At 60.2% G+C, this 24,638-nt stretch carries 21 protein-coding genes and 1 pseudogene; 18 read left to right on the top strand and 4 right to left on the bottom strand.

Annotated features, from left to right (window positions below):
- Window positions 1-355: 355 nt before the first annotated feature.
- Window positions 356-523 (bottom strand): Thivi_2564 family membrane protein, encoded by a 168-nt coding sequence (locus tag NKH36_RS05445; RefSeq protein ID WP_352957945.1) that lies wholly within the window; start codon window positions 521-523, stop codon window positions 356-358.
- A gap of 444 nt (window positions 524-967) precedes the next feature.
- Between NKH36_RS05445 and NKH36_RS05450 the strand changes: the two genes are divergently transcribed.
- Both NKH36_RS05450 and NKH36_RS05455 read left to right on the top strand, forming a co-directional pair.
- On the top strand, window positions 968-2,242 hold the full coding sequence (locus NKH36_RS05450) for a cation:proton antiporter (RefSeq protein ID WP_352957946.1): 1,275 nt from the start codon (window positions 968-970) through the stop codon (window positions 2,240-2,242).
- A gap of 443 nt (window positions 2,243-2,685) precedes the next feature.
- On the top strand, window positions 2,686-3,330 hold the full coding sequence (locus tag NKH36_RS05455) for a hypothetical protein (protein WP_352957947.1): 645 nt from the start codon (window positions 2,686-2,688) through the stop codon (window positions 3,328-3,330).
- 115 nt (window positions 3,331-3,445) lie between these two features.
- On the opposite strand, the gene NKH36_RS05460 is transcribed toward NKH36_RS05455, so the two are convergent.
- Window positions 3,446-4,504 (bottom strand): LacI family DNA-binding transcriptional regulator, encoded by a 1,059-nt coding sequence (locus NKH36_RS05460; RefSeq protein WP_352957948.1) that lies wholly within the window; start codon window positions 4,502-4,504, stop codon window positions 3,446-3,448.
- Between the two features lie 209 nt (window positions 4,505-4,713).
- Here NKH36_RS05460 and NKH36_RS05465 point away from each other — a divergent pair, with 209 nt between their 5' ends.
- From NKH36_RS05465 to NKH36_RS05495, 7 genes are all read left to right on the top strand, one after another.
- A complete protein-coding gene (locus tag NKH36_RS05465) occupies window positions 4,714-5,703 on the top strand; it encodes an autoinducer 2 ABC transporter substrate-binding protein (protein WP_352957949.1) in 990 nt (329 codons plus the stop codon).
- An 87-nt stretch (window positions 5,704-5,790) separates the two neighbouring features.
- Entirely contained in the window at window positions 5,791-7,305 is a 1,515-nt protein-coding gene (locus NKH36_RS05470; RefSeq protein WP_352957950.1) for a sugar ABC transporter ATP-binding protein, read from the top strand.
- Window positions 7,298-8,299: an ABC transporter permease gene (locus NKH36_RS05475; RefSeq protein ID WP_352957951.1), complete on the top strand. Its 1,002-nt coding sequence runs from the start codon at window positions 7,298-7,300 to the stop codon at window positions 8,297-8,299. Before NKH36_RS05470 ends, NKH36_RS05475 begins: the two co-directional genes overlap by 8 nt.
- Window positions 8,296-9,291 (top strand): ABC transporter permease, encoded by a 996-nt coding sequence (locus tag NKH36_RS05480; protein WP_352957952.1) that lies wholly within the window; start codon window positions 8,296-8,298, stop codon window positions 9,289-9,291. The genes NKH36_RS05475 and NKH36_RS05480 overlap by 4 nt, the downstream gene beginning before the upstream one ends.
- Before the next feature lie 5 nt (window positions 9,292-9,296).
- Complete coding sequence (locus NKH36_RS05485; RefSeq protein ID WP_352957953.1) at window positions 9,297-10,145, top strand: sugar phosphate isomerase/epimerase family protein; 849 nt, start codon at window positions 9,297-9,299, stop codon at window positions 10,143-10,145.
- A 4-nt stretch (window positions 10,146-10,149) separates the two neighbouring features.
- Window positions 10,150-11,613, top strand: a complete 1,464-nt coding sequence (locus tag NKH36_RS05490; RefSeq protein ID WP_352957954.1) for an FGGY family carbohydrate kinase — start codon at window positions 10,150-10,152, stop codon at window positions 11,611-11,613.
- On the top strand, window positions 11,606-12,298 hold the full coding sequence (locus NKH36_RS05495) for a class II aldolase/adducin family protein (RefSeq protein ID WP_352957955.1): 693 nt from the start codon (window positions 11,606-11,608) through the stop codon (window positions 12,296-12,298). The genes NKH36_RS05490 and NKH36_RS05495 overlap by 8 nt, the downstream gene beginning before the upstream one ends.
- Window positions 12,299-12,390: 92 nt before the next feature.
- On the opposite strand, the gene NKH36_RS05500 is transcribed toward NKH36_RS05495, so the two are convergent.
- Window positions 12,391-12,864 carry a phosphatidylglycerophosphatase A family protein gene (locus tag NKH36_RS05500; protein WP_352957956.1) on the bottom strand — a complete coding sequence of 158 codons (474 nt, stop codon included), beginning with the start codon at window positions 12,862-12,864 and terminating at the stop codon, window positions 12,391-12,393.
- A gap of 365 nt (window positions 12,865-13,229) precedes the next feature.
- Here NKH36_RS05500 and NKH36_RS05505 point away from each other — a divergent pair, with 365 nt between their 5' ends.
- Complete coding sequence (locus NKH36_RS05505) at window positions 13,230-13,856, top strand: CDP-alcohol phosphatidyltransferase family protein (RefSeq protein ID WP_352957957.1); 627 nt, start codon at window positions 13,230-13,232, stop codon at window positions 13,854-13,856.
- A gap of 64 nt (window positions 13,857-13,920) precedes the next feature.
- Here the strand turns inward: NKH36_RS05505 and NKH36_RS05510 are convergent, their stop codons facing one another.
- Window positions 13,921-14,595, bottom strand: coding sequence for a protein-L-isoaspartate(D-aspartate) O-methyltransferase (locus NKH36_RS05510; RefSeq protein ID WP_352957958.1), 675 nt, complete (start codon window positions 14,593-14,595; stop codon window positions 13,921-13,923).
- A 478-nt stretch (window positions 14,596-15,073) separates the two neighbouring features.
- Here NKH36_RS05510 and NKH36_RS05515 point away from each other — a divergent pair, with 478 nt between their 5' ends.
- The 8 genes and pseudogenes from NKH36_RS05515 to NKH36_RS05550 all read left to right on the top strand — a co-directional run bounded on the left by NKH36_RS05515 (window position 15,074) and on the right by NKH36_RS05550 (window position 24,634).
- Entirely contained in the window at window positions 15,074-15,367 is a 294-nt protein-coding gene (locus NKH36_RS05515) for a hypothetical protein (RefSeq protein WP_352957959.1), read from the top strand.
- Between the two features lie 481 nt (window positions 15,368-15,848).
- Window positions 15,849-16,085: pseudogene (locus NKH36_RS05520) on the top strand (hypothetical protein); the annotation flags it as partial.
- A gap of 38 nt (window positions 16,086-16,123) precedes the next feature.
- A complete protein-coding gene (eglC, locus tag NKH36_RS05525; protein ID WP_352957960.1) occupies window positions 16,124-17,515 on the top strand; it encodes an endo-1,3-1,4-beta-glycanase EglC in 1,392 nt (463 codons plus the stop codon).
- Window positions 17,516-17,620: 105 nt separating this feature from the next.
- On the top strand, window positions 17,621-19,363 hold the full coding sequence (locus NKH36_RS05530) for a type I secretion system permease/ATPase (protein WP_352957961.1): 1,743 nt from the start codon (window positions 17,621-17,623) through the stop codon (window positions 19,361-19,363).
- Window positions 19,363-20,673 (top strand): HlyD family type I secretion periplasmic adaptor subunit, encoded by a 1,311-nt coding sequence (locus NKH36_RS05535; protein WP_352957962.1) that lies wholly within the window; start codon window positions 19,363-19,365, stop codon window positions 20,671-20,673. Before NKH36_RS05530 ends, NKH36_RS05535 begins: the two co-directional genes overlap by 1 nt.
- 85 nt (window positions 20,674-20,758) lie before the next feature.
- Window positions 20,759-20,902, top strand: coding sequence for a hypothetical protein (locus NKH36_RS05540; protein ID WP_352957963.1), 144 nt, complete (start codon window positions 20,759-20,761; stop codon window positions 20,900-20,902).
- Window positions 20,903-21,354: 452 nt separating this feature from the next.
- Entirely contained in the window at window positions 21,355-22,020 is a 666-nt protein-coding gene (locus NKH36_RS05545) for a dienelactone hydrolase family protein (RefSeq protein WP_352957964.1), read from the top strand.
- Between the two features lie 82 nt (window positions 22,021-22,102).
- A complete protein-coding gene (locus NKH36_RS05550; RefSeq protein ID WP_352957965.1) occupies window positions 22,103-24,634 on the top strand; it encodes an NAD-dependent epimerase/dehydratase family protein in 2,532 nt (843 codons plus the stop codon).
- Window positions 24,635-24,638 lie beyond the last annotated feature (4 nt).

Below are 24,638 nucleotides of genomic sequence, written 5' to 3' on the forward strand. Positions count from 1 at the left end.
TCCCATGCGTTTCGATGCATCTCCATCGACAACCCGCGCCGGCGCGAAAACGTTCCGGATTTGCCGTCTTCAATCGTTGTTTGGCCGTCCGGAAACTACAAACGCCCCCGGGAACATGCGAGGCGCAAGCCATCACCCGATGTATTCGTCGCTGCGCGCCGCAGTGCGTCGGCGCGCAGCGACATGTTGGCCCCGATCGAGTTGGGGATGCGCCCGCAGGCCCAAAAAAATCCAGGAAGGCAATGATGAGCCTGAGGCGTAGCTTGCCCGCTTCGGCGATGAGGAAATCAATTTTCTGCATGACGTTCGCGCCGTGTTCCACGACAGCCCCACGGCCTATCGCGTGCGTGGTGGCTTAAAACACCGCGAGGTACTTCAGCAGCGAAATGATGCCGATAATGATCACGATAATCTGGGCAATCTGACGAGTACGACCATCAAGCGGCAGCCGGTTGATAAGATACAGCACCAGCACGATTACGAGGAAAGTGATCAGAATACTGATCAAAGGAGTGCCGGCCATTGTCCCTCCGTGGCACGAAGAAAACAAGCCAGCAACACCGCGTTGCGTGGTCGAAGATTCCCCCATGCATACTCAAACCCTAGCACTCAGTGCGTGATTCGAACAGCCTGGCTAGTGTGTCGGTAACCGGCTTTGTCGATATCTCTGGGTGGAGACACGATAGGTGACGGCGCGTGATCTTGCTAATCCCCGGCGGTGTCAAACTGCAAACCAGCGTTTGCATTTGCTCACTCGCCAATAATAGGCGAATGATTCAACGACATGATGCGATCTTCTCCAGCAGAAAAGCGAGCTGCCCTTAGGCCGGACAGCAGTTCCATGTCCGTGTTACGATGGCGTCGGTCGAGCGACTCGCTGGGGAAGCACATGGCGGGCGAATATTGGGTGAAGTCGGGTTGGAAGCAGGTTGGCGCTTCGAACATGCGTTCAACGGTCTAAACCCACATGCAGTCCGATGCCCTCCTCTTGGCGGTTTTTGGAGCAATCGTGCTCGTTACGGCCTGGCTACCCATGCTTCTCAGGAAGCTTCCGCTTTCGCTGCCAATGGTTTGCATCGGGATCGGGGTTCTTTTGGTTTGGTCACCATTCTCTCCGCTCGTCGGGGTGAACCCACTTGAGAACCGGGTACTAACCGAACGCCTCACAGAGTTGGTTGTCATCGTCGCCCTTATGGGGGCAGGCCTGAAGCTGGACCGGCCAGTGAGTTGGCGGGGTTGGGAGTCGTCATGGCGCCTCCTCGGCATCGCCATGCCTCTGACGATCGCAGGAATTGCATTTCTCGGCTGGTCGATGCTCGGGCTTGGCCTTGCCGCAGCACTTCTGCTTGGAGCTGCTCTGGCGCCAACTGATCCTGTTCTGGCAAGCGACATACAGGTTGGTCCACCTCAATCCGGCAAGGAGGATGACGTGCGCTTTGCTCTTACCTCCGAGGCCGGCCTCAATGATGGAGCGGCGTTTCCGTTCGTCTATCTCGCCATCGCAATTGCGCTGTCCAGTGAGTCGGGCGAGCCTTACTTCACACGCTGGCTCGCCGTTGATGTTCTATGGAAGATCGCCGCAGGCGTTGGTATCGGATGGCTGGGCGGAAAAGTCATGGGCTACCTTACGTTTCATCTACCAAAACGGTCGGGTTTGTCAGAGACGAGAGACGGCTTTGTTGCGCTCGGTATCACCTGCCTTGCGTACGGCTCGACCGAAATGCTTCACGGCTACGGCTTCCTTGCAGTGTTCATCGCGGCGGTGGCGCTACGGTCCGTCGAGCGGCAGCACGAGTATCATGAGAGCTTGCACGACTTCGCGGAGCAGATTGAGCGATTGCTGATGATGGTCCTGCTGGTCTGCTTTGGGGCGGCCATCGCAGAAGGGTCGATTTTTGGCGCCTTGAGTTGGCAGGTGATCGTCATTACCGCCCTGGTGCTGTTCGTTGTACGACCGATCGCGGCGTGGGTTGGGCTAATCGGATTTCCGGCGTCATCACGCGAAAAGGCTGTGATTGCTTTTTTTGGAATACGCGGCCTTGGGTCGTTCTACTACCTCGCATTTGCACTCGGGCAGGCTGAATTCGACGGTGCGACAATTCTTTGGGTAACGGTCTGCTTCACCGTTTTGAGTTCAATTGTTATGCATGGCGTTATGGTCACCCCGGTCATGCACCAGTTGGACCGCGGCCGACCACGCTCGTGGATGAGGATGCCCCGCGCTCGGCCAAGACAGAACTAACGCGTTTGGCGGCTCCACAGTATCCGCGCCTAGCGAAACAACGATGCGTGATCGACCAATCGCAACGCTGGCAAGCGGATTTTGTTGCCCCAGTTGGCGGAATTACTGTCCGTCCACTGGGCTAATGAGCCGGCCTCTGGAGCAAATTGGTGCGTAAGGGAGAGAGTATCGCGTCGGCGGGCTGCCTTCATTGAGCCTTGCCGGCCTTTCGTTAGTTCGCCTTGTTTCTAAGCGCCGTCCTTAGCAACCCGGCGACAACTATGGCCACGATTACCGGCACCCAACATCGGGCTGACTGAGGCCGTTGTCTTTGCGAGCCGATTGGCAGAAGAGCTCCAGGTATAGGATGACCCGCATCCAGTATTTCGGCGACAAACCAATTCGTACCTTGTTTTCTCCTGTGCAATTGCGAACGATGGCGTGGATTGATTCGGAGCTTGTCTATGCGCGGACTGCAAGCGGCCCTGGCTGCGGTGATCTTGAGCACTTCAGTCAGTTCTGGACTCGCCGATGACAATTCTCCCTTTATCTATTTTGCGACCCAAGATCCTTTCACAGAGGGTCTGCCGACGAAGAATGATGTCTATGTCTTTGGTGGCGTGTTTGCGAGCGGGGCCTTCGGGGATACGATCAACGTTTTTGGTGCCGACTATACCGACAATTATATAGTCGGGGCCGCATACGGTCGCGATCTCGTCGATATAGGCGCTGGTTTCGTTCTTGGTGGCGTCACCGGCGCGGCCATAAGATTTGGCGAAGACGACGATACGTCCGGCGAACTTTGGGCCGGAGCGCGACTTCGCCACCAGGGCCTTGTCATAGGTGATTTGGCGATTGCGCCCGCATTGACGGCTGGATTCAGTGCCGTTACAGGCCCTACCGAGATCGAGCGCGAGCGCGAAATCCGCTACGATGGCGATGCATCATTCCTCGGCTTCGTTGGTGCGGAGCTTTCTTTCAGATTGAGGCAAGCTCCCAATGTCGAACTTGTCTACCAACTCCACCATAGATCCGGCGCCGACGGTACAATTGGCGATATGAAAGAGGGTTCTAATGCGAACACTCTTGGAATCCGTTATCGCTTCTAACGCTCGCTGCTGTTGGTCTTTTGCCTTCGCCCACGTGCCCCGTATTGGGCTCACAGTGAAGACGGCGACATCGTCTTGAGGGTCGGCACGATCGCCCTATAGCACCGATTCACCCTCAGGCTACATCCTTCAGAGTGTCCAGCGGCCCTTTCAGCGCAGACCTGGGCTGGATCAACTCTGGCGTAATCAGGAAGGTCTGCGGCGTCGTCGTCGGTTCATCGATCAGCTCGAACGCCTTCGTAATCATCGCCTCAACATTCTGCCGCACCATGATTACCGGGAAGGGCAGGAATGAGCCGAACGGATCATAGTCGTAGCAACCGACGACAAGCTCACTGAACATCTCCGCCGGCCGGCCCGCCATGAAACGCAGCAGACCTTCCATATTGATCGACGAATTGATGAACAGCGCGCGCGGCAGCTTGCCATCGCGTTGGTAAAGCGCCTCGAAGGCACGCAAAGTTATATCAGGCGAATATCCGGAGGACTGCACACCGTCGTCAGGGTCGGCGCCCACCAGTGCCTTCTTGGTCGCATGGAAAGCGGCAATGCGTTCGCGGCTCGCATGGTCGTTGCGGCCGCCAAACAGAAACAGCTCGTCCGGCCGCAGAGGATCGTCGTTGCCGAAGTGGCGGATGATTGCTTCCGTCAGCATCCGCGCGCCCTCATAATTGTCGCTGATCACCGAGTGCGCCTTCGCTCCCGGCAGGTCGATGTTGATATGCTTCAGCCCCGCCGGTTCGCAGATCTCATGCACGCCGTCCGGATCGGTGGCGCCGACGATGAAGAGCTGGTCGATTGAATAGGAGATCAGCGTCTCCGCGGTCCGCCGTTCCTCTTCCGGGTCGCGACTGGCGCTGACCACGACCGGGCATTGACCGCGGCTGCGCACATGCCCCTCAAACGTCTGCGCCATGGAGGAGAAGTAGCGATTGTCGTGGACGGGTAGCATAAGGCCGACCAGGCCCGATCGCGAGCGTCGCAAACCCCGCGCCTGCAGATTGGTGGTGTACTGGTGGCGTTCGGCGAGGCCGAGAATTGTTTCCGCCGTACTTTCCTTGATGCGGCGCTTGCGCCAAGTGCCGTTCAGCACGGCACTCACGGTCGACGGCGAACTGCCCGATAGCACGGACAAATCATAGATCGTCGCCTTCTTCTTGACCCGCTGATCCATCTGGCGCCTCCGGCGCATCTTTTTAGAGCAACATCCCGCTTGACGAGAGCTTCTCGATGCACAATAGTTTCTGCACCATCGATTGTGCAAGCGAAAACCGGTGGATGATCGATGGGGAGTGTCCCGTCTTTTTCGGGGAGGTCTAACAGCCGCCGTCGTTCGACGGCTCGAGTGTGTTCTCACTACGAACGTTAATGGGAGGAGTACAGATGAAAAAGCTCATGATCGCGGCGCTTGCCGCGACCCTTATGATTGGCGGATCATTCGCTGCGATGGCACAGCAGGCCGGCAAGGTCGGCGTCGTCGTCAAGATCGGCGGCATTCCGTGGTTCAACGCAATGGAGGCGGGTATCAAGGAGCGCGGCCAGAAGCTCGGTGTCGACGCTTTCATGGTTGGCCCGACCAGCGCTGATCCGGCACTGCAAGTTCGCGCCATCGAGGATCTGATCGCGCAGGGCGTCAAGGTCATCGGCGTCGTGCCGAACGATGCGAAAGTGCTTGAACCAGTGCTGCAGAAGGCCAAGGACGCCGGCATCATCGTCATCACGCATGAATCGCCTGGCCAGAAGGGCGCCGACTGGGATTTCGAACTCGCCTCCGCGACGGGCTTCGGCGAAGCTCATGCCAAGCTCCTGGCGGAGAAGATGGGCGGCAAGGGTGAGTATGCAGTGTTCGTCGGCTCGCTGACGGTGCCGCTCCACAATGCCTGGGCCGATGCGGCAATCGAGTATCTGAAGAAGAACCATCCCGACATGAAGCTTGTCGGCGAACGCTATGGCGTCGCCGAGGATGTCGACAAGAGCCGTAGCACCGCACTTGACCTGATTTCCGCCAATCCCGGCCTGAAAGGCTTCCTTGCCTTCGGCAGCCAAGGCCCGATCGGCGCTGGCCGCGCAATCGAAGAGCGCCGGAAGGTGGGCGAAATTTTCGTGCTCGGGCCGTTCTCGCCAGGCCAGGGCCAGAAGCTCATCAAAAGCGACGCGATCTCCGGCGGCTTCATGTGGAATCCGAAGCAGGCGGGCGAGGTTTTCGTCACGCTGGCCGACCATCTCATGAAGGGCAACGAGATCAAGGATGGCGATACCATCGAAGGGCTAGGGACAGTCAAGCCGGACTTCGAGAACCGTAACATCATTGTCGATCAGCTGGTCCCCATCAACAAGGATACCGTCGACGATCTTGCTGCGATGGGCCTGTAAGGCCTCCCAAGGCTATGGCAGCCGGGCTGGCCTCGAGCCGGCCCGGCTGCAGGATTGCAAACCGATTGGATCCAGGGTTTCAACTCGATGGCTAATCAGGCACTCGATGGCGCCGCATCACGGCCGCTGCTGTCGCTCCGAAACGTCAACATGACGTTCGGCGGCGTGAAGGCGCTGAAGAATGTCAGCTTTGAGGTGCTGCCGGGCGAGGTGCATTGCCTGGCCGGCGAGAACGGCTCCGGCAAGAGTACGCTGATCAAGGTCATTACGGGGGTGTACAAGCCCGAGGCGGGCGCCGTGATCGACTATGATGGCCAGAGCTACTCCCATATGTCGCCGGTTACGGCGCAGGCCGGCGGAATTCAGGTCATCTGGCAGGACCTCGCCCTGTTTCCCGAGATGACTGTCGCCGAGAATATCGCGTTCCAGACCGTCATCGGCCGCTGGCCGCGGCTGGTGAACTATGCCGAAATGCGCCGCGTCGCGACCAACGCCTTGCAACGTCTTGGTGTTACCCTCGATGTCGATCTAGCACTCCACCATTTTCCCATCGCGCAGCGGCAGATCGTAGCAATCGCGCGTGCCCTCGTCGGCGAGGCGAAGCTCGTCTTCATGGACGAGCCGACTGCGTCGCTCACCCAATCCGAAACCGACTATCTGCTGGACATTGTGCGCAATCTGTCGGCGTCGGGCGTCGCCGTTGTGTTCGTCAGTCATCGCCTCGCGGAGGTTCTCGAAATCTCCAGCCGCGTCACCGTGCTGCGCGACGGCGCCCTGGTTGGCGTCTATCCAACCAAAGGCCTGACCCAATCGCGCATCACCGAGCTGATGACTGGCAAGACCTTCGACTATTCCGTCCTGCATCGCGATTTGAGCACGAGCCCGGTCATGCTTGAGGTTAAGGGACTGTCGCGGCCCGGCGAATTCGAGGACGTGTCCTTGACGGTCCGGCGCGGTGAGACGCTCGGCATCACCGGGTTGCTCGGGGCAGGGCGCACCGAGCTGGCGCTGACGTTGTTTGGCATGCGCAACCCGAAATCGGGCTCTGTCGTTCTGGGTGGCAAACCCGTTCGCTTCGGTTCCAACCGTGACGCGATCGCCGCCGGCGTCGCCTATCTTTCGGAAGACCGGCTGTCGCTCGGTCTCATTCAGCCCCAGGCAATCGCCGACAACATGGTCATCGCCTCGCTGGACAAGATCCTTTCGGGCGGTTTCATTTCGAGCGATCGCAAGCGATCTCTGGTCGATCGCTGGATAAGGGATCTCGGCGTCAGGATCGGAAAGCAGGACGACGCGATTTCGACCCTGTCAGGGGGAAATCAGCAACGTGTGGCCATTGCCAAATGGCTGGCGACCGATCCGAAGCTGCTTATTCTCGACGCACCGACAGTCGGCGTCGATGTCGGCGCGCGCGCCGGCATTTTCGACATCGTTTCCAAGCTGGCGGACAGCGGTCTGGCCATTATTCTGATCTCGGACGAGGTGCCTGAAGTCTATTTCAACGCGGACCGTGTGCTGCACATGGCTCAAGGACGCATTGTCGGCGAATATGCGCCAGGCGCCACGACCCTCCAGGTGATCGAGGAAGCGGTCTATGCGTAGGTTTGTCCGCTCTCACGCAACGGAACTGGCTTTGCTCGCCGTTATCGCCGTCATCTGCGTCTTCCTCTCGTTTGCCACAGACCGGTTCTTCACCCTCGGCAACGCGTTTGACCTTCTGAACACCAGCTCGGTCAACATCATCTTCGCCGTCGGCCTGCTCGTCGTGCTGATTGCCGGCGGCATTGACATCTCCTTCGCGGTTGCCGCCTCCGTTGTGCAATATCTGACGGCGACCGTCCTCGGCTGGATCGGCGGCGGCAATTGGATTCTCGGCCTCATCATCGCTGGCGCATTGGGTGTCGCGTTGGGCTGCATCAACGCCTTCCTGATCCACGGGTTCAGGATCATCTCGATCGTCGCCACGATTTCGACCTTCAACATTTTCTTCGGCTTGCTGATGTTTTTCACAGGCGGCGTGTCGATCTACAATCTGCCCGACTGGCTCACCACCCGCGTCGTGCTGTTCGAGCGAGAGATGGCTGACGGGACCTGGGCGGAGATCACCCTGCCTGTGCTCATTATGGCCATATGCGTGTTCGCTACCTGGGCGTTGATCACGCGCACCACCACTGGTCGCCAGCTCTACGCATTTGGCGACAATCCGGAAGGCGCGCGCCGCTTCGGCATCAATATCGGTGCCATGCAATTTATCGCCTTCGGCTGGCTTGGCCTGATGGCGGGCATCGCCGGTCTCGTCCAAGCGCATTACGCGCAGGAAGTTGTGCCGAATGCCCTTTATGGGCGTGAACTCGACGTCCTTGCAGCCGTAGTCCTTGGCGGTGCGCGGCTCGGCGGCGGCAAGGGCAGCGTGCTCGGCTGCATTCTGGGCGTTCTGTTGGTCTCGATTACGCAGAACGGACTTAATTTGATGGGTGTGTCGCCTTTCGCGTTCAAGATGATCGTCGGTGCCATCATTCTTGCCGCAATCACACTTTCGAATACCAGCATCGAACGCCTGCTGCCGTTCCTGAAAAGCCGACGGGTGCCTTCATGACGGTTTTGATTGAACGCGTCCGCAACGCGCTCGGCCCCGAACTTGCAGGTCCGTTTGCCGCGTTCGTAGCTGTCATGGTCGTGTTCGGCTTTGCCGCGCCGAACTTTCTTTCCCGCGCTACCTTTGGATCGGTCGCCTTCCAGCTGCCGGAACTCGGCCTTCTCACACTTGCCATGCTGCTGCCGATCCTGACCGGCGGCCTGAACCTGGCCATCACCTTCACGGCCAACATGGCCGGCCTGACGCTAGCTTGGGTGCTGCAAAGCCAAGGAGGCGTCGGCGCGGGCATCGGCGCCTTTGTGCTTGGCTCGGTCCTTGCCATCGCGGTCGGAGCACTGAGTGGGCTGATCATGGGGCTCGTCATCGCCTACACCAAGGCTCACCCGATCCTGGTCTCGCTGTCGATGATGATCTTCCTGCGCGGTCTCGGCGAGTTCCTGACGCGCGGCGGCGACGTGTCCGGCATTCCCGGCTTCCTCGCGGCGATCGGCTACGGTTCGATCTTTGGCATCCCGGTGCCGTTGCTCATCTTCATCGCTTGGGTGCTGATCTGGCATGTCCTGCTGACGCGCGTGAAGCTGGGCTTCAACACCTACATGATCGGCTCCAACATCGAGGCCACGCGTTATTCCGGCATCAACACGCGCAAGGTGCAGGTTCTCGTCTACACATTGTCCGGAGCGATGTGCGCGGTCGCCGGCATCATCATGCTGGCGCGCTTCAATTCGGTGCGTGTCGGCCACGGCGAGTCTTACCTGCTGATCACCGTGCTTGCCTGCTTTCTCGGCGGGGTCAATCCGTTCGGCGGCTTCGGTCGGGTGATCCCGGTCTTCGTTGCGCTGGTCGTTCTTCAGCTTCTGTCCTCGGGACTCAATCTGATGGGCGCAAACCAGCATCTTGCCACGGCGGTGTGGGGCATTTTGATGATCACTGTAATGATCCTGCGCTGGCTTGCCGGGCGCCTCAAATTCTTAAACACAAACAAAGGGTGAGTGAGATGCATGGTTTTGGGGTCCACACCTCGATGTGGACGATGAACTGGGACCGGGCCGGCGCGGAGAAAGCGATCGCGGCTTCGGTCAAATACGGAATGGACTTTATCGAGATCGCGCTTCTGAACGCGCCGGCGGTCGATGCCGCGCATACACGCGCCTTGCTCGAAAAGCACAATCTTCCTGCCGTTTGTTCGCTCGGCCTGCCGGAGCGTGCCTGGGCTTCGGTGCGGCCGGATGCCGCCATCGAACATCTCGAAGTGGCCATCGACAAGACTGCGGAAATGGGCGCGCTGGCGCTTTCCGGCGTGATTTTCGGCGGTATCGGCGAACGCACCGGCCTGCCACCTACCGAAAAGGAATACGATAACATCGCGCATGTGCTGACCGTCGCCGCCAAGCACGCCAAAAAGCGCGGCATCGAGCTCGGAATCGAGGCGGTGAACCGCTACGAGAACCATTTGATCAACACTGGCGCGCAGGCTGTCTGGATGGTCGAGAAAATCGGGGCCGACAACATCTTTGTTCATCTCGACACCTACCACATGAACATCGAGGAGAAGGGGGCCGCCAACGGCATTCTAGCCTCCCGCGACCACCTGAAATATATCCACTTGTCCGAGAGCGATCGCGGCACACCAGGCACAGGCAACTGCCCTTGGGACGAGATCTACGCGACGCTGGCGGCGATCGGCTTCAAGGGCGGACTTGCCATGGAAAGCTTCATCAACATGCCGCCGGAAGTCTCCTACGGTCTCTCAGTCTGGCGGCCAGTCGCCAAGGACGAGGCCGAAGTGATGGGCAATGGCTTGCCGTTCCTGCGCAACAAGGCTCGCCAATACGGTCTGATCTGAGACGATGGGTGACGGGCAGAAGGCGGACGGCGCGAGGATCGCGGTCTTCGATGTCGGCAAGACCAACATAAAGCTCTCCGCGATGACGCTCGACGGCGTGCTCATGGAGAGCCTCTCTGTCCACAACGAAGTGCGGCCCGGTCCACCTTGGCGGCAGCACAATCTCAAGGGCATTAGCGACTGGCTGTTCGGCTCGCTTGCCACCTTGTGCCGTCATCATCCGTTGGAAAAAGTGGTCGGCACCGGACATGGCTCTGCGGGTATTCTGGTGAACGCAGATCCCGACGAGACTTGCGCCCTGCCGATGATTGATTATGAGCAGGACCTGCCGCCTGCAATTCGCGATGGCTACGCGCTGCTTTCGGGCGATTTCTTCGATCGCGGCAGCTCGATCATGCTGAAGGCCGCCCACCAGGCGCGCCAGCTGTACTGGATGCAGCAGGTCGATCCGGAGCGCGTCGCTCAGGCTCGTTGGTATCTGGGCCTGCCCCAATATTGGGCCTGGCGGCTGTCAGGCGTACCATCCGCCGAAACGACGATCCTCTCGGCGCAATCACATTTGTGGAACAACGTGCGCAAGCAGTGGTCGCCCATTGTGGCGGGGCAGGGGTGGAAGCGCCTCATGCCACCATTCCATCCGGCCTGGGAGACATTGGGGCCAATCCGGCAGGATCTGGCGCGCCGGCACGGCATACCGGAAAACCTGTCTGTCCTGACCGGCGGCCACGACAGCAGCCTGAATCTCTACCGCTATCAGGCGGCAGGCATGCGCGACGCCTGTGTGATCTCTACCGGAACCTGGATTGTCGGAATGTGCGCGGCGACACCTCTCGACCAACTCGATGAAAATCGCGGAATGGTGCTGAACAGCGAGGTGACAGGACGCCCGGTCGGCGGTGTTTTGACCATGGGCGGACGAGAGTTCAGTCATGTGGCAGGGCAGGGGCAAGAAGGAAGTGCGGCCGACGCTGCGCTGGTCAGCTTGTTGATTGAGCGGGGCACTTTCGCATTGCCATCGTTCGGCGACGATGACGGCCTGTTTCCCGGCAGCGCTGGGCGCGGTCGGTTTGAAGGGCCGCCCGCAGAAACCCCTGCTGAGCGCAAGGCGCTGGCAGTGCTCTATGCCGCGCTGTTGACGACCGAATGTATCGATGCGCTGAACGAAGACGGGCTGGTTGCATTGGATGGCACCTTCCTGAGGGATCCGCTCTACGCCACGCTGGTTGCCGCGCTGCGGCCAAACGCCGAAACGGTCTACAACCTCGACTCCTATGGCACCGCTTCGGGTGCGGCGTTACTTGGCGAACATGAAACTCGTGACACGCCGGCTCCGATCGCACTCAGCCTGCCGGCCGCCTTTGCCGGCGATCGTGAGGCGCTCGCAGCCTATGCACGGAGGTGGCGCGAAGTGGTGAAGCGAAACAACTGCAACAGGGCAAGACCAGAAAAAGGAACGATCGATGACTGATGACAGCGCTCTGCGCCGCGAGATGGTGGATGTTTGCCGCCGGATGAACTCCAGCGGTATCAACCAGGGCAATGCCGGCAACCTGTCGGTGCGCTCCAGCGACGGTTTCCTGATCACGCCTTCGTCGCTGCCCTACGAAACGATGACGCCCGAAGACATCGTCGAGATGGGCTTTGACGGGACCTACATCGGCCGACGGCCCTCCTCGGAGTGGCGCTTCCACCGTGATATTTTGAGGGAGCGGCAGGAGATCAATGTCGTCCTGCATTGCCACTCGCTCTACGCCACGACCCTGGCCTGCCATCACAAGACGATCCCGAGCTTCCACTACATGACAGGAGTGGCTGGCGGTACAACGATCCGCTGCGCGGAATACGCAACCTTTGGCACGCAGGCCTTGTCCGACAATGCCTTGGTTGCACTCAAGGATCGACTCGCCTGCCTGCTCGGCCAACACGGGCAGATTTCGCTCGGCAAGACCATGGAAGCCGCGTTGTGGCTGGCGAACGAGGTCGAAACCCTCTCGCGCATGTATGTCCAGGCACTTACCCTTGGCGAGCCGCCGGTTCTTTCCGACGAGGAGATGGCGCGGGTGATCGAGCAGATGAAGAAGATGAGCTATGGCCAAGCGCCGGATCCGGAGGGAACGAACGATTTGGCGCGGCCGCGCGACGCTGCGCTCTAGCGTTGCTGCGGCAGATTTTAGTGGAGAGAGGTCTGTTTTCCCGGTGGGCCGCAAGAAGCTCGACAGTGGCAGGTGAAAACTGAGATGTTCCCTTACGGCAAACGTTGCATCAAATCGTTCAGCAAAAGCAGCAACGCGCCGGCGAAGACAGCTGCAGCCGCGTCGTCCAGCATGATGCCGAGTCCACCCCTTACCTTGTCATGCACGACGCCGATGGGCCAGGGCTTGACGACATCGAAAAACCGGAAAGCAAGGAAACCTGCCGCCCACCAGACCGGGTCGAGCGGCAGCATGGAAAGTGTTGCGGCTGTACCGAAGGTCTCGTCAATGACGACGATCTGCGGATCCTCCGTCCCGGTACGGGAGACGACATGCGACGACGCCCATACTCCCACGGCGAATACGGCCATGTACGCAAGTAGGATCAGCCAAGGCGATGCAGGTATCAGGACCGCGGCAAGAACCACTCCGACGCCCGCGCCGGCCGTGCCCGGCCATACCGGAGATAATCCTGCGCCGGCAGAGGTCGCGAGCAGGTAAGCAAACTTAGGCAGAAATTTACGCATGGAGTTTCGGACGGCTTCCCGTGAATTGCGAATACGCGTTATAACCACATCTTTCGAGTTACTGCCGCTAGACCGCCAGTCGATTTGCGACAGCGGACACAACGGGCATTGCAGAACTGCGAAACAATATCGGGCTGCTGTCGCAGCAACCGAAATTTTCCGTTCGCCGCCAGCTTGACAGCCTCTGGCTACTTAATCCATTGGCCGCGTTCGCCAAAGAAACGCTGCTGGGCTTGAGCCGGAAAAGACACTGAGCGGGTTTCGGCCGGCGTTGACCAACTCGAACGGTGCCGACGGACTGGAACGAACCCGCAATTTGCCGGTTAAGCTCCGCGCAACGACATCATCACAGGAGCCAAGTCATCATGATCGCCGGTCTCATGAAACGTCGTATCGACCCGCTATGGGAGCACGCCGCTTCTCCGCTGATCGGGATCGGCATGACTCCGAACCAGGTTACATCAGGCGGGCTGCTGCTCGTCGCCCTGTCGTGCGTCGCCTATGTGTACCACCAGTCAAGCCTTGCCTTTGGCCTTTGCCTCGCGTTGGCGTTTACCTTCGACGCGCTGGACGGCGCGGTTGCCCGTCGCAGACATATGAGCACCAAGGCCGGTGGCTATTTCGACGCGATGGCCGACCGGTATCAGGAACTTGCCGTGTTTGCGGCAATAGGCTGGGTCGCCGATCTGTGGGCGATCGCAATGATCGCGTTCGCCGGCGGAATCCTCACCAGCTACGCCAAGGCGCGGACGGCGATCGAAATCCCCATAGAAAATCAGGCGTGGCCGGATTTCTTCGAACGGATGGAACGCCTGGTGTTCATTTGCGTGCTATTGGTCGCCGACGGAATCGTGATCGCCATGGGCGCCACTTCGCCCTGGATTCTCACGGGCGGGTTCGCGCTTTACGCACTGCTGGCAAACGCCACAGCGCTGCAACGGATCAATCGCGCATTTGCGATGCTCAAACGAGCGGACGCGGAGCAGCCGTGAGACGGTGAAATCCCATGGCCATAGCGAAGTTGCTGACCCTGCGGGCCCGATGTCCGCACCCTCATTAGACCGTTTCGAGCCGACTGAACCGAACTGGGATGAGTTTGCGGGTCTTCAGTTGCCCTACCGAATCCTTGTCGATGACCGTCAGCAACTGCCCTTGTTCGGGCCCCACAGGCATAACCAGGCGGCCCCCCGGCTTGAGCTGCTCAAGCAAAGCCAGCGGCGCCCGCCCAGCCGCCACGGTGACTAGGATCTTGTCGAACGGGGCGTGCTCGGGCCAGCCGCGAGACCCGTCTCCGACACGAATGCTGACATTGGACAGACCGAGGCCCTGCAGGAGAGCCTCGGCATGGCTCGCGAATTCCTCGATGATTTCGACGCTCCAAACGTGCCCGGCGAGTTCCGCGAGGATTGCGGTTTGGTAGCCCAGGCCAGTGCCGATCTCGAGCACCGCCTCGTGCGGTTGAAGAGCAAGGAGATCAGTCATGAGAGCGACGATGAACGGCTGCGAGACGGTTTTGTCGAAGCCGATCGGCAGTGGCATGTCCTGATAGGCGTAAGGCGCGACTGAGCTTGGCACGAAAAGATGGCGCGGCACCCGCTGCATCGCTGCCATCACCCGTTCATCGAGCGCCGCCTTGCCGAGTTCGTCGCTTGCAAGGTCGGCATGGATCGCAATCATCTCGACCATGTGTCGGCGTAAAACTGCGAGATGTTGTTCGTTCATTGGCTTCATGACGGTGGGGCTTTCCTCAACCAGCTTGCTGCCAATAGGCTTATATCCTGTTCGTCACAGCAACGCCCGTCATGGTTTCCAGTTGCGGGTGGCCACGGCGACCGGAGGCAATTTTAGCGTTGCGTCTGGTAGATACCGGCGGCAGCCCTGGAGATCCGGTGCCATGTCACCATAACGGTATGTCCTAGATCGCGGTGACCGAACGATGAACGGCTGAATTGCCTGCATGCGTGGGCGGCCGGCGATTTCGATCGGGGCGTTGTCGTTGTAGTAGTGGACGCCAGTTTCACCGAGCGATGCTGCGACTGCTGCGTGGCTTCGGGCAGCGGAATGCCGCGACGGGCAGTTTTGGGGATTGTACAATGGCACCCAAAAAGAGCACCGCCTTTTTTGCTGTACGCCGCGCGACTTTGCTGTTGGAGAATCCGGGACTGCGTTAACATCGGCGTCGCCCACAATAGGTCACTGCGGTGGAAAAATGGATTTGCAAGCCTTCAGAGATTCGATTGCGAAATCACAGCCGCCCGCTGGCTTGAGCCCAGCCCTGCAGGCGCTGTGGTGGGATGCAAAGGGCGATTGGGATAAGGCGCACGAGCGCGCCCAGGTTCGCGACGATACGGCGGGTATGCGCGTGCATGCCTACCTCCATCGCAAGGAAGGCGATCAATCGAATGCGGAATATTGGTATCATTGCTGCGGCGCCGCGCCGTCGACCTTGACGCTTGATGAGGAATGGCAAGAGTTGGCGCGTGCACTTTTGGGGCAAAGCTGACGCCTTCCGCACGCCAAGGCTGGTTTTGGGGCCTTCACTCGAACGCAGCGATGACCTTTGATATAGTACCGCGGTCACGGTCGAACGGCCTGCCCAGTCCGCCGCTCGCCGAAACAGGCGGGCGGCATCCCTCTGCCACAGTCGGACATCTTGCTCCTGGCGTTGGTCCAGGATCGCAACGGAAGTTCAATTCATTTCCTGTTCAGCCCGTCATAATTAGGCCGGCGGCGGCATTACCAGCATGTCTTGAGGAGGAGATGAAAGTGCAGCTCAATAGGTGTTTTAGTTTTGCAGGTAAGGTTTCATCGGCGCTTTCTCCCGCAGCAGGGAAACGGCGTCTGCGTCAGACTATCCTGATATGTGCAGCTGTGGCGGCCGGCTCCGCGACCGCTGGTTTCGGGGCACAGGGCGCCGAAAAGGGAGCCTGGATCACGACTTGGGCTGCCACACCTGCTCCGCGCTGGTCGGATGATCTTCCTGCGCCTTCAGTGATGGGAATCGCCCAGCGTCATGGTCCATCCATGACCGACCTCAAGGCATTGCTGGTATTCTGGTTCCGAGTTTTGCTCCTGGTGTCGACACGGAGAATTGCAACCTGGTGCTTTGGGACTGGGGTTCCGAATTTCGCCCACAGGTCCCACGACGTGTTAGGCTTTTGGTAACTCTCCTAGGTCGAAAGCGAAAACGTACTGGCTCCTTTGCCCTCGATATATGGTAGGGCTGCCATCGAGGCGAGACAAAGGAGAAAGGACCGGGATGGCCACGGTACTGAACGCCAAGGGCGTTCCACTTCCCTACAGCGGGTCCTCCGTAAAGTGGTATTCGGCGACGAATTCCGGCCCAACACTTTATGGCAGCACATACAACGACTCGATGTATGGCGACGCTAACGTCACCGTCACAATGCGTGGCGGCAAGGGCGATGACATCTACTATCTGTATTCCGCGAAAAACAAAGCGGTCGAGCTGTCCGGCGAAGGGGTGGACACCATCTCGACCTGGATGAACTACAAGCTCCCTGCCAATTTCGAGAACCTGACGGTCACGGGCGACAAACGCTATGCTTTCGGAAACGAGCTGAACAACATCATTACCGGCGGCTCAGGCCAACAGACGCTTGATGGCTTACGGGGCGATGACGTGCTCAAGGGCGGATCCGGGGCGGATATTTTCGTCGTGAACCCCGGCAACGGCAGTGATCTGATCCTGGACTTTGGCGCGACGGATACCGTTCGCGTCGGGAGCTACGGCTTTACCTCCTTCGAGGAGGTGCGCGCCAACATGGTGCAGTCGGGAGCGAACGTCCGGCTCAATCTGTCCGACAGCGAGTTTCTCGTCTTCGCCAACAAGACCGTCGGCGAGTTCACCGCAAGCCAGTTCAAGCTGGCCGTGGACAGGTCGGCTCTGGAACTCACCTTTTCGGACGAGTTCGACACGCTGGACCTGTGGAATGGTTCGAGCGGCACCTGGGACTCGAATTTCTGGTGGGGGGCCGCAAACGGCAGTTCGCTCACGGGCAACAAAGAGCTTCAATGGTATATCGATACCAACTACGCCCCGACGAATTCCGTCAATCCGTTCAGCGTTGAGGACGGTGTTCTCACGATTACCGCCGCCCGGGCTCCTGAGGCGATCCGGCCATACATAAACAATTACCAATACACGTCAGGTTTGCTGACGACTTACGAATCCTTCGCGCAGACCTACGGCTACTTCGAAATTCGGGCCGACATGCCCGAAAAACAAGGTGTATGGCCGGCCTTCTGGCTTCTCCCCGCGGACGGCTCCTGGCCACCGGAACTGGACGTAGTCGAGATGGTCGGGCAGGATCCGAACAAGCTCATTTTGACAGGCCACTCGAACGCGACGGGAACCCACACAACGGTATCCTCGACCGCCTATGTCGCGGATACCAACGGGTTCCACACATACGGGGTGCTGTGGACAGAAGACGAACTCGTCTGGTATTTCGACGACGTCGAAGTTGCTCGCGCCGCAACGCCTGCCGACATGCACGACCCAATGTATATGCTGGTCGATCTGGCTGTTGGCGGCATCGCGGGAACGCCTGCCGACGGGCTTGCGACGCCTGCAGAAATGCAGATCGACTACATCCATGCCTATGCGTTGAACGATTGGATTATCTAGGCGTAAGACCTGACGGTGGGCTCGGCACGGACACGTTCGCCATCATGCCTGATTTAGGGCGCGGTCATTGCCGCCTGAGATTGAACCAGGATTGATGTGAAGGTGATGTCGCATCCCCCTCCATGCGAGCCGCGAACGACCCTCGCGGCGGTTCTGGCTTCCTTCCGTCGAGCGTTGGCCGGAATTGCGTTGATGAGCGGCGTCGTCAATGTCTTGGCGCTGACCGGCTCATTCTTCATGCTGCAGGTCTATGATCGCGTCATACCTGGCCGCAGCGTGCCGACGCTCGTCGGGCTCGCCGTGTTTGCCGGCACACTTTTCGTCTTTCAGGGCGTTCTCGAACTCATCCGGTCGCGTTTGCTGGTCCGCATCGGAATGGCGCTGGACGCGCGCTTGAGCGGACAGGTCTATGCCGCCCTGATGCGTTTGCCGCTGCGCACCAAGCTCGCCGGCGACGGCCTTCAATCCTTGCGTGATCTTGATCAGGTGCGATCGTTTATGTCGAGCGCCGGTCCGACCGCGCTTTTCGACCTGCCATGGATGCCGCTCTATCTCGCAATCTGCTTCCTGTTCCATTTCTGGATCGGCATGACGGCGCTGGCCGGCGTGGTCATTCTCTTCAGCCTGACATTGCTTGCCGAAATTCGCACGAGAGAGCCCGCCAGAAAGGCAAACAGTCAAGCGGCGGCGCGCAATACACTTGCCGAAGCGACACGTCGCAATGTCGAGGTTCTGCAGGCCATGGGCTTTGGATCACGCATCGCCGAGCGCTGGTCAGGGATCAATGCTGACTATCTCGACACCAATGCAACAGCGAGCGACCTCGCCGGGACGCTCGGAACGATCTCGAAGATCCTGCGCATGATGCTGCAATCGGGTATCCTGGCGATCGGCGCGTATCTCGTCATCCATCAGGAAGCGACCGGCGGTATCATGATCGCCAGTTCGATCATGATGAGCAGGGCGCTCGCACCAATCGAACTGGCTATCGCGCACTGGAGGGGTTTCGTCACCGCGCGCCAGGCCTGGGCGCGGCTGACACAGCTTTTGGCCCTGCTGCCCGAAACTGCCACAAGTGTCTCGCTGCCTGCGCCGGGATCTGCTCTTTCGGTCGAAGGTATTGCTGTCTCCCCACCGGGAGAGCGCCGTTTGGTCGTGCAAGACGCCACCTTTGCATTGGAAAAGGGCGTCGGCCTCGGCATTGTCGGGCCGAGCGCTTCTGGCAAGTCATCGCTCGTGCGCGCTATTGCCGGCATCTGGCTCCCAGTTCGTGGAACCGTCCGGCTGGATGGCGCAACGCTCGACCAGTGGTCGCCGGAAGAACTGGGCAACCATGTCGGCTATTTGCCTCAGGATGTCCAACTGTTCGATGGTACCATTGCCGAAAATATCGCGCGCTTCGAACCGCAAGCGCCCTCGGACAAGATACTGGCGGCTGCGCGCGCGGCCGGCGTTCATGATCTCGTCATCCACCTGCCGGAAGGCTACGAGACGCGGATCGGCGAGGCCGGATCGGCGCTTTCGGCCGGCCAGAGGCAGCGGGTTGCGCTTGCCCGGGCTCTCTACGGTGACCCGTTTCTTGTTGTTCTCGACGAGCCTAACTCCAACCTCGATGCGGAAGGCGAGGCCGCGTTGACGGAAGCAATTCAAGGTGTCCGCGCGCGAGGCGGTATTGCCATCGTGGTCGCACACCGGCCGAGCGCGCTGGCCAGCCTGGATCAGGTTCTTGTGATGGCGAACGGCCGGATCCAGGCCTTTGGCCCGAAGAATGAGATCTTGAACAAGATAACTCGCCCAGCAGGCGTTCCCTTGAAGGTCGTTTCCGGACTTGAAGAGACGGCATCCTGATGGCGCAACGCACGACATTCGCGGCCGATCGCACCATTCGACGCTATCTGCTTGGCGGTGTCGCAACCTGCATCCTGCTGGTTGGCGGGGCGGGGAGTTTGGCTGCAGTCACCGAGCTTTCCGGGGCCGTTATCGCTTCGGGAAAATTGGTCGTCGATTCCAATGTCAAGAAAGTACAGCATCCAACCGGTGGCGTGGTCGGTCAAATCTTCGTCCGGGAAGGCGATGCCGTGCAATCGGGCAAGGTTTTGATCCGCCTCGATGAGACGATCACCCGGGCCAATTTGGCGATCGTCACGAAGAGCTTGGACGAATTCGAGGCGCGCCTGGCTCGCCTTGAAGCCGAGCGCGACGGCAAAGGAAGCATCATCTTTCCAGCTTCGCTTGTGTCACGGCAGGATGCCCCCGAAGTTGGTCGGGCGACGGCCGGCGAGCAATCTCTGTTCGAATTTCGCCGACAGGCACGCGCCGGTCAGAAGGCTCAGTTGGAAGAGCGTGTTGCGCAGCTTGCCGAAGAAGTTTCCGGCTTGACTGAGCAAAGAGATGCCAAGAGCCAGGAAATCAAGTTGATCGGGTTTGAGCTCGAAGGCATGCGCTTACTTTGGCGACGCAAGCTGGTTTCAATCGATCGCATTACTGCGCTTGAACGCGATGCCGTGCGGCTTAAAGGTGAGCACGGGCAACTGACTGCATCGATTGCGCAGGCGAAGGGTCGTATCGCGGAAACCCGGTTGCAGATCATTCAGATCGACCAGGATTTGCGCAGCGAGGTGGCGAGCGAGCTGCGAGACGTCCAGGCAAAGATCTCTGAATACGTCGAGCGCAAGGTTTCGGCCGAAGATCAGCTCAAGCGAATCGATATACGCAGTCCGCAGAACGGTGTCGTTCATCAGCTCGGCGTGCACACGGTCGGTGGCGTTATTTCTCCGGGAGAGCTCATCATGCTGATTGTCCCGGTGACAGACGACCTGACCGTCGAGGCGCGCGTGGCTCCGCAAGACATCGACCAATTGACGCCAGGGCAAAGCGCGACCCTGCGGCTGTCGGCATTCAATCAGCAAACAACGCCGGAACTGAACGGTGCCGTCAGCAAGATTTCCGCCGACCTCAATGTCGATGAGAAAACAGGCGCCGGCTTTTATACCGTGCATGTTGTTTTGCCGCGCACAGAGCTTGCCAGGCTAAAGGGCCTGACCTTGGCGCCAGGCATGCCTGTCGAGGTGTTCTTTTCGACCGGCGACCGCACCATGCTTTCCTATCTCGTGAAACCTTTGGCGGACCAAATCCAACGGGCATTCAGGGAGGAGTAGGCTGCGTCTCCGGACGAGCCGACGAGCTGAATTCCGGAACAAGGACGCGATTTTGCCGTTTCGCCTGAAACTGGAAGCGATCCACATGTCCGGGTTGACGAATGAAGAGATCGAGGGGCGGCTGAATGCCCAGCGAGAGACTCTGGCGCTGGTCGTCGCGCTGCTTGCCGGCCTCGACGCGACTTCCGAACGCATATGGGCCGAACTAGAGGCTCGTTTTCAATTCTAGAATAATCAGGAAGACCCCGGCGTCCTGCCAAGCAGTGCCTTCGCCATTGAGAGTGCGATGATGCGGGAGTTCAAGCTGATCGTCGAGGAAGCACGGGCACGCAAGGCGGAATGGAGCCACACAGACAGGCCACCCATAAAAGGCGCTAGCTGAAAATCGCGGGCCCGGCGAGTGCGACGCTGCACCAAGTTCGCTTCGAACGCTGCACCGTGCTTGGCGGCTCCAGATCGTTTGATGCCAAACACGACTTGAGCCTCGGCCGCGGAGAGCGTTGCGCCGAGGGAGATCACAGTTCCGAATAGGCGGGCGGGAACAAATCCGTCGGTCCGGAATGGGATAGCCGTATTTTTCTAGCCTGACTCGGAAACATTTCCGGCATGCCGGTGTTTAACGCACTGAGTGGGCGCGAGGCGCAGTTCCCCTGCCTGTGATCCTCCCTTTGGAGTGTAACGATGCCGGCAACCGCCATGACAGAGGTTGAGGAGGTCAGGATCGAGCCCGAGGGGCTTATTGGGCTGCTGGGCGTGCCGCACGGTGCGCAAGGCATCGTCATCTTCGCTCATGGCAGCGGAAGTGGACGGCTCAGTCCGCGCAACAATCATGTGGCCGCAGCACTTCGGCAGGCCGGACTGGCGACCCTTCTCGTCGACCTTTTGACGTCGATCGAGGAACGCGACAGGCGAAACGTCTTCGACATTGACCTGCTTGCATCGCGGCTCGCGCTGGCGACGCATTGGGCGGCTGCGGAAGCACGGACCAGAAGGCTTGTTCCACTTTATTTCGGGGCAAGCACTGGCGCGGCAGCCGCGCTGGTGGCCGCCCCACGCCCGGATGCACGTATCGCCGCTGTCGTCTCACGCGGCGGCCGGCCCGATCTGGCGATGGACGCGTTGGCGGCCGTGCGTGCCCCGACACTGCTTCTGGTCGGCAGCCTGGACGGGCCGGTGATCGGCATGAACGAGCGTGCTCTTGCCGCGCTGAAAGGCGAGAAACAGTTGATCATTGTCGACGGTGCCGGCCACCTCTTCGAGGAGCCGGGCACAATGGACGAAGTGGTCAGACACGCCACGCGATGGTTCCTCGAGCATCTCGCGCCTGCGGAAAGGCCGAGGCAATGATCCTGGGCGGACCAGGGCCAAGCATAGCGCCATCGGGTCTCTCTTCCAACGCGAACGGGCCTGACTTATGGCAGATAACGGCATGACCCTTCCGACGGTTCTTATCACCGGCAGCAGCGGCTTCCTGGGGCAGGCGATTGCGCGAGGCTTGATTGACCGCTACCGTGTGATCGGCCTGGATGTTGCAAAACCGAAGCATCCCGCCGCCGGCGTGGAGACGATCGAGATCGATCTCACCTCCGACGAGAGCGTGAGTAGGGCGGTGGAGGCGGCACACGAGCGCAGCGGCGGTCGCATCGCCTCGGTCATCCATCTTGCGGCCTATTATGACACGACCGGCCAGGACAATCCGAAATATGACGCCGTCACCGTGCAGGGCACGCGCCGGCTCCTGAAGGCGCTGACGGCGATCGAGACCGAGCAGTTCGTGTTTTCCAGCACGCTTCTCGTCCATGCGCCAAGCCCGGAGAGGGGCACCAAAATCAATGAGGGCTCGCCGCTCGACCCGGCCTGGGCCTACCCAAAATCGAAAGCCGAAACCGAGGCGCTGATTTCGAGGGAGCGCGGGCAAATCAAGACGGTGATCCTACGGCTCGCCGGCGTCTATGACGAAGACTGCCGGGCGGCCTTCATTGCCCAGCAGATTGCTCGCATCTTCGAGCGCTTACCGACCGCGTATTTGTTCGCCGGCGATATCACCGCCGGCCAGCCCTATCTGCACAAGGACGATCTCGTCGATGCGGTGGTGCGCACCGTCGACCGGCGCGCCGAACTTCCAGCCGAGGCGGTGCTTCTGATCGGCGAGGAAGTCACACCGTCATACGAGGAGATGCAGAAGCGCATCGGCCGGCTCATCCATGGCGAGGACTGGCGCACCTTGGCGCTGCCGAAGCAGCTGACGAAGCTGGGCGCGTGGGTCCAGACCGAGGTGCTCGACCAGGACACCGACATCAAGCCGTGGATGATCGAGAACTCGGACGATCACTACGAGATCGATATATCGCGGGCCAAGGCGCTGCTAGGCTGGGCGCCCAGACATAGCCTGCTGGACACATTGCCGGAGATGATCCGCCGGCTGAAACAGGACCCCACAGACTGGTACGCGGCCAACAAGCTCGATCCGCCCGTTGTCGCGGCTTCGGGTCCTGAGATCGAGCAGGCCGAAAGGCGCCTCAAGGGACCGCTCGAGCGAAGCAAGGAGGAGGTAGATGCAGCGATAAAACGGCATCGGTCGAGGACGCGCTGGGCGCCGATGACCAACGCTGCGCTCGGACTGTGGCTGGTCACATCACCGATGACAATTGGCCTGTTCGATCCTGTCGCAGCCGCGATACCTCCCGCTCTGGGCCACGCTATTGCGGAGCCGCAATTGCGCAACGCCGGTCTCGGTGTCAGCGAGATCGTTTCCGGCCTGCTCGTCACGGTCTTTGCGTTGATGGGCATGCTCCGGCGCTGGCGCTGGGTGCAGTGGATCACGGCGTCGCTCGGTCTTTGGGTGATGCTTGCGCCGTTGCTGTTCTGGACGACCAGCGCCGCGGCCTATGCCATCGACATGCTCGTCGGCATGCTGATCGTCGCCTTTGCGGTGATGATCCCGCCGACCCCTGGCATCAGCCGCCGCGCGCTGGCGGCCGACGACGACATTCCGCTGGGCTGGACCTATTCGCCATCGACCTTCACGCAGCGGATACCCATCGTGGCGCTGGCCTTCGTCGGCCTATTCGTTTCGCGCTATCTCGCCGCCTACCAGATGGGCCACATAGACGGGCTGTGGGATCCGTTCTTCGACCCCGGCGGCGCGCCGGTGCGCAACGGCAGCGAGGCGGTGGTGACGTCATGGGTCTCGAAGGGTTTTCCAATCGCCGATGCCGGGCTCGGCGCCTTTGCCTATTGCCTCGATATCCTCGCCGGCGCGATCGGCGACCGCCGGCGCTGGCGCACCATGCCGTGGATGGTGCTCCTCTTCGGCTTGCTGATCGTTCCGCTCGGCGTGGTCAGCGTCTCCTTCATCATCATCCAGCCACCGCTGATTGGCGCGCTGTGCACACTCTGCATCCTCCAGGCCGCCGTCACGGTGGTGCTGATCCCTTACTCGGTCGATGAGGTGCTGGCGACCATCCAATATCTCTGGGGCGCCACGAGGGCGGGCGAGCCGTTCTGGCGTACCTTCTGGATGAGCGGACCGGCACTGTCGGAGAACCAGACACCTGCGACCGACCTCGACCGTCCGGCTTCCGCGTTGCTGAAAGAATTTGTCACCGGCGGCGTGAATTTCCCATGGACGCTGGTAGCGAGCACGCTGCTCGGCGCCTCGCTGATGATGACGCCATTGATCTTTGGCACGGAACCACCGCTCTACTTCAGCGATCACGTCGTCGGCTGTCTCATTGTCATGGTCGCAGTCACGGCCATGGCCGAGGTTGTCCGGCCGGTGCGCTTCCTCAATGTGGTGCTCGGTGCGTGGATCGCGGCCTCACCTTTCGTGCTCGCCGGCGGTGGGACCACCGCGATCGCGGCGGACGTTACGATCGGTCTGGCGCTGATCGTGCTCAGCCTGCCGCGCGGCACGCGCAGCGACCAGCATTATGGCGGTTGGGATCGAGCGATTGTCTGAGCAA

The sequence above is a fragment of the Mesorhizobium sp. M1312 genome (assembly GCF_040318115.1).
GTDB lineage: Bacteria > Pseudomonadota > Alphaproteobacteria > Rhizobiales > Rhizobiaceae > Mesorhizobium.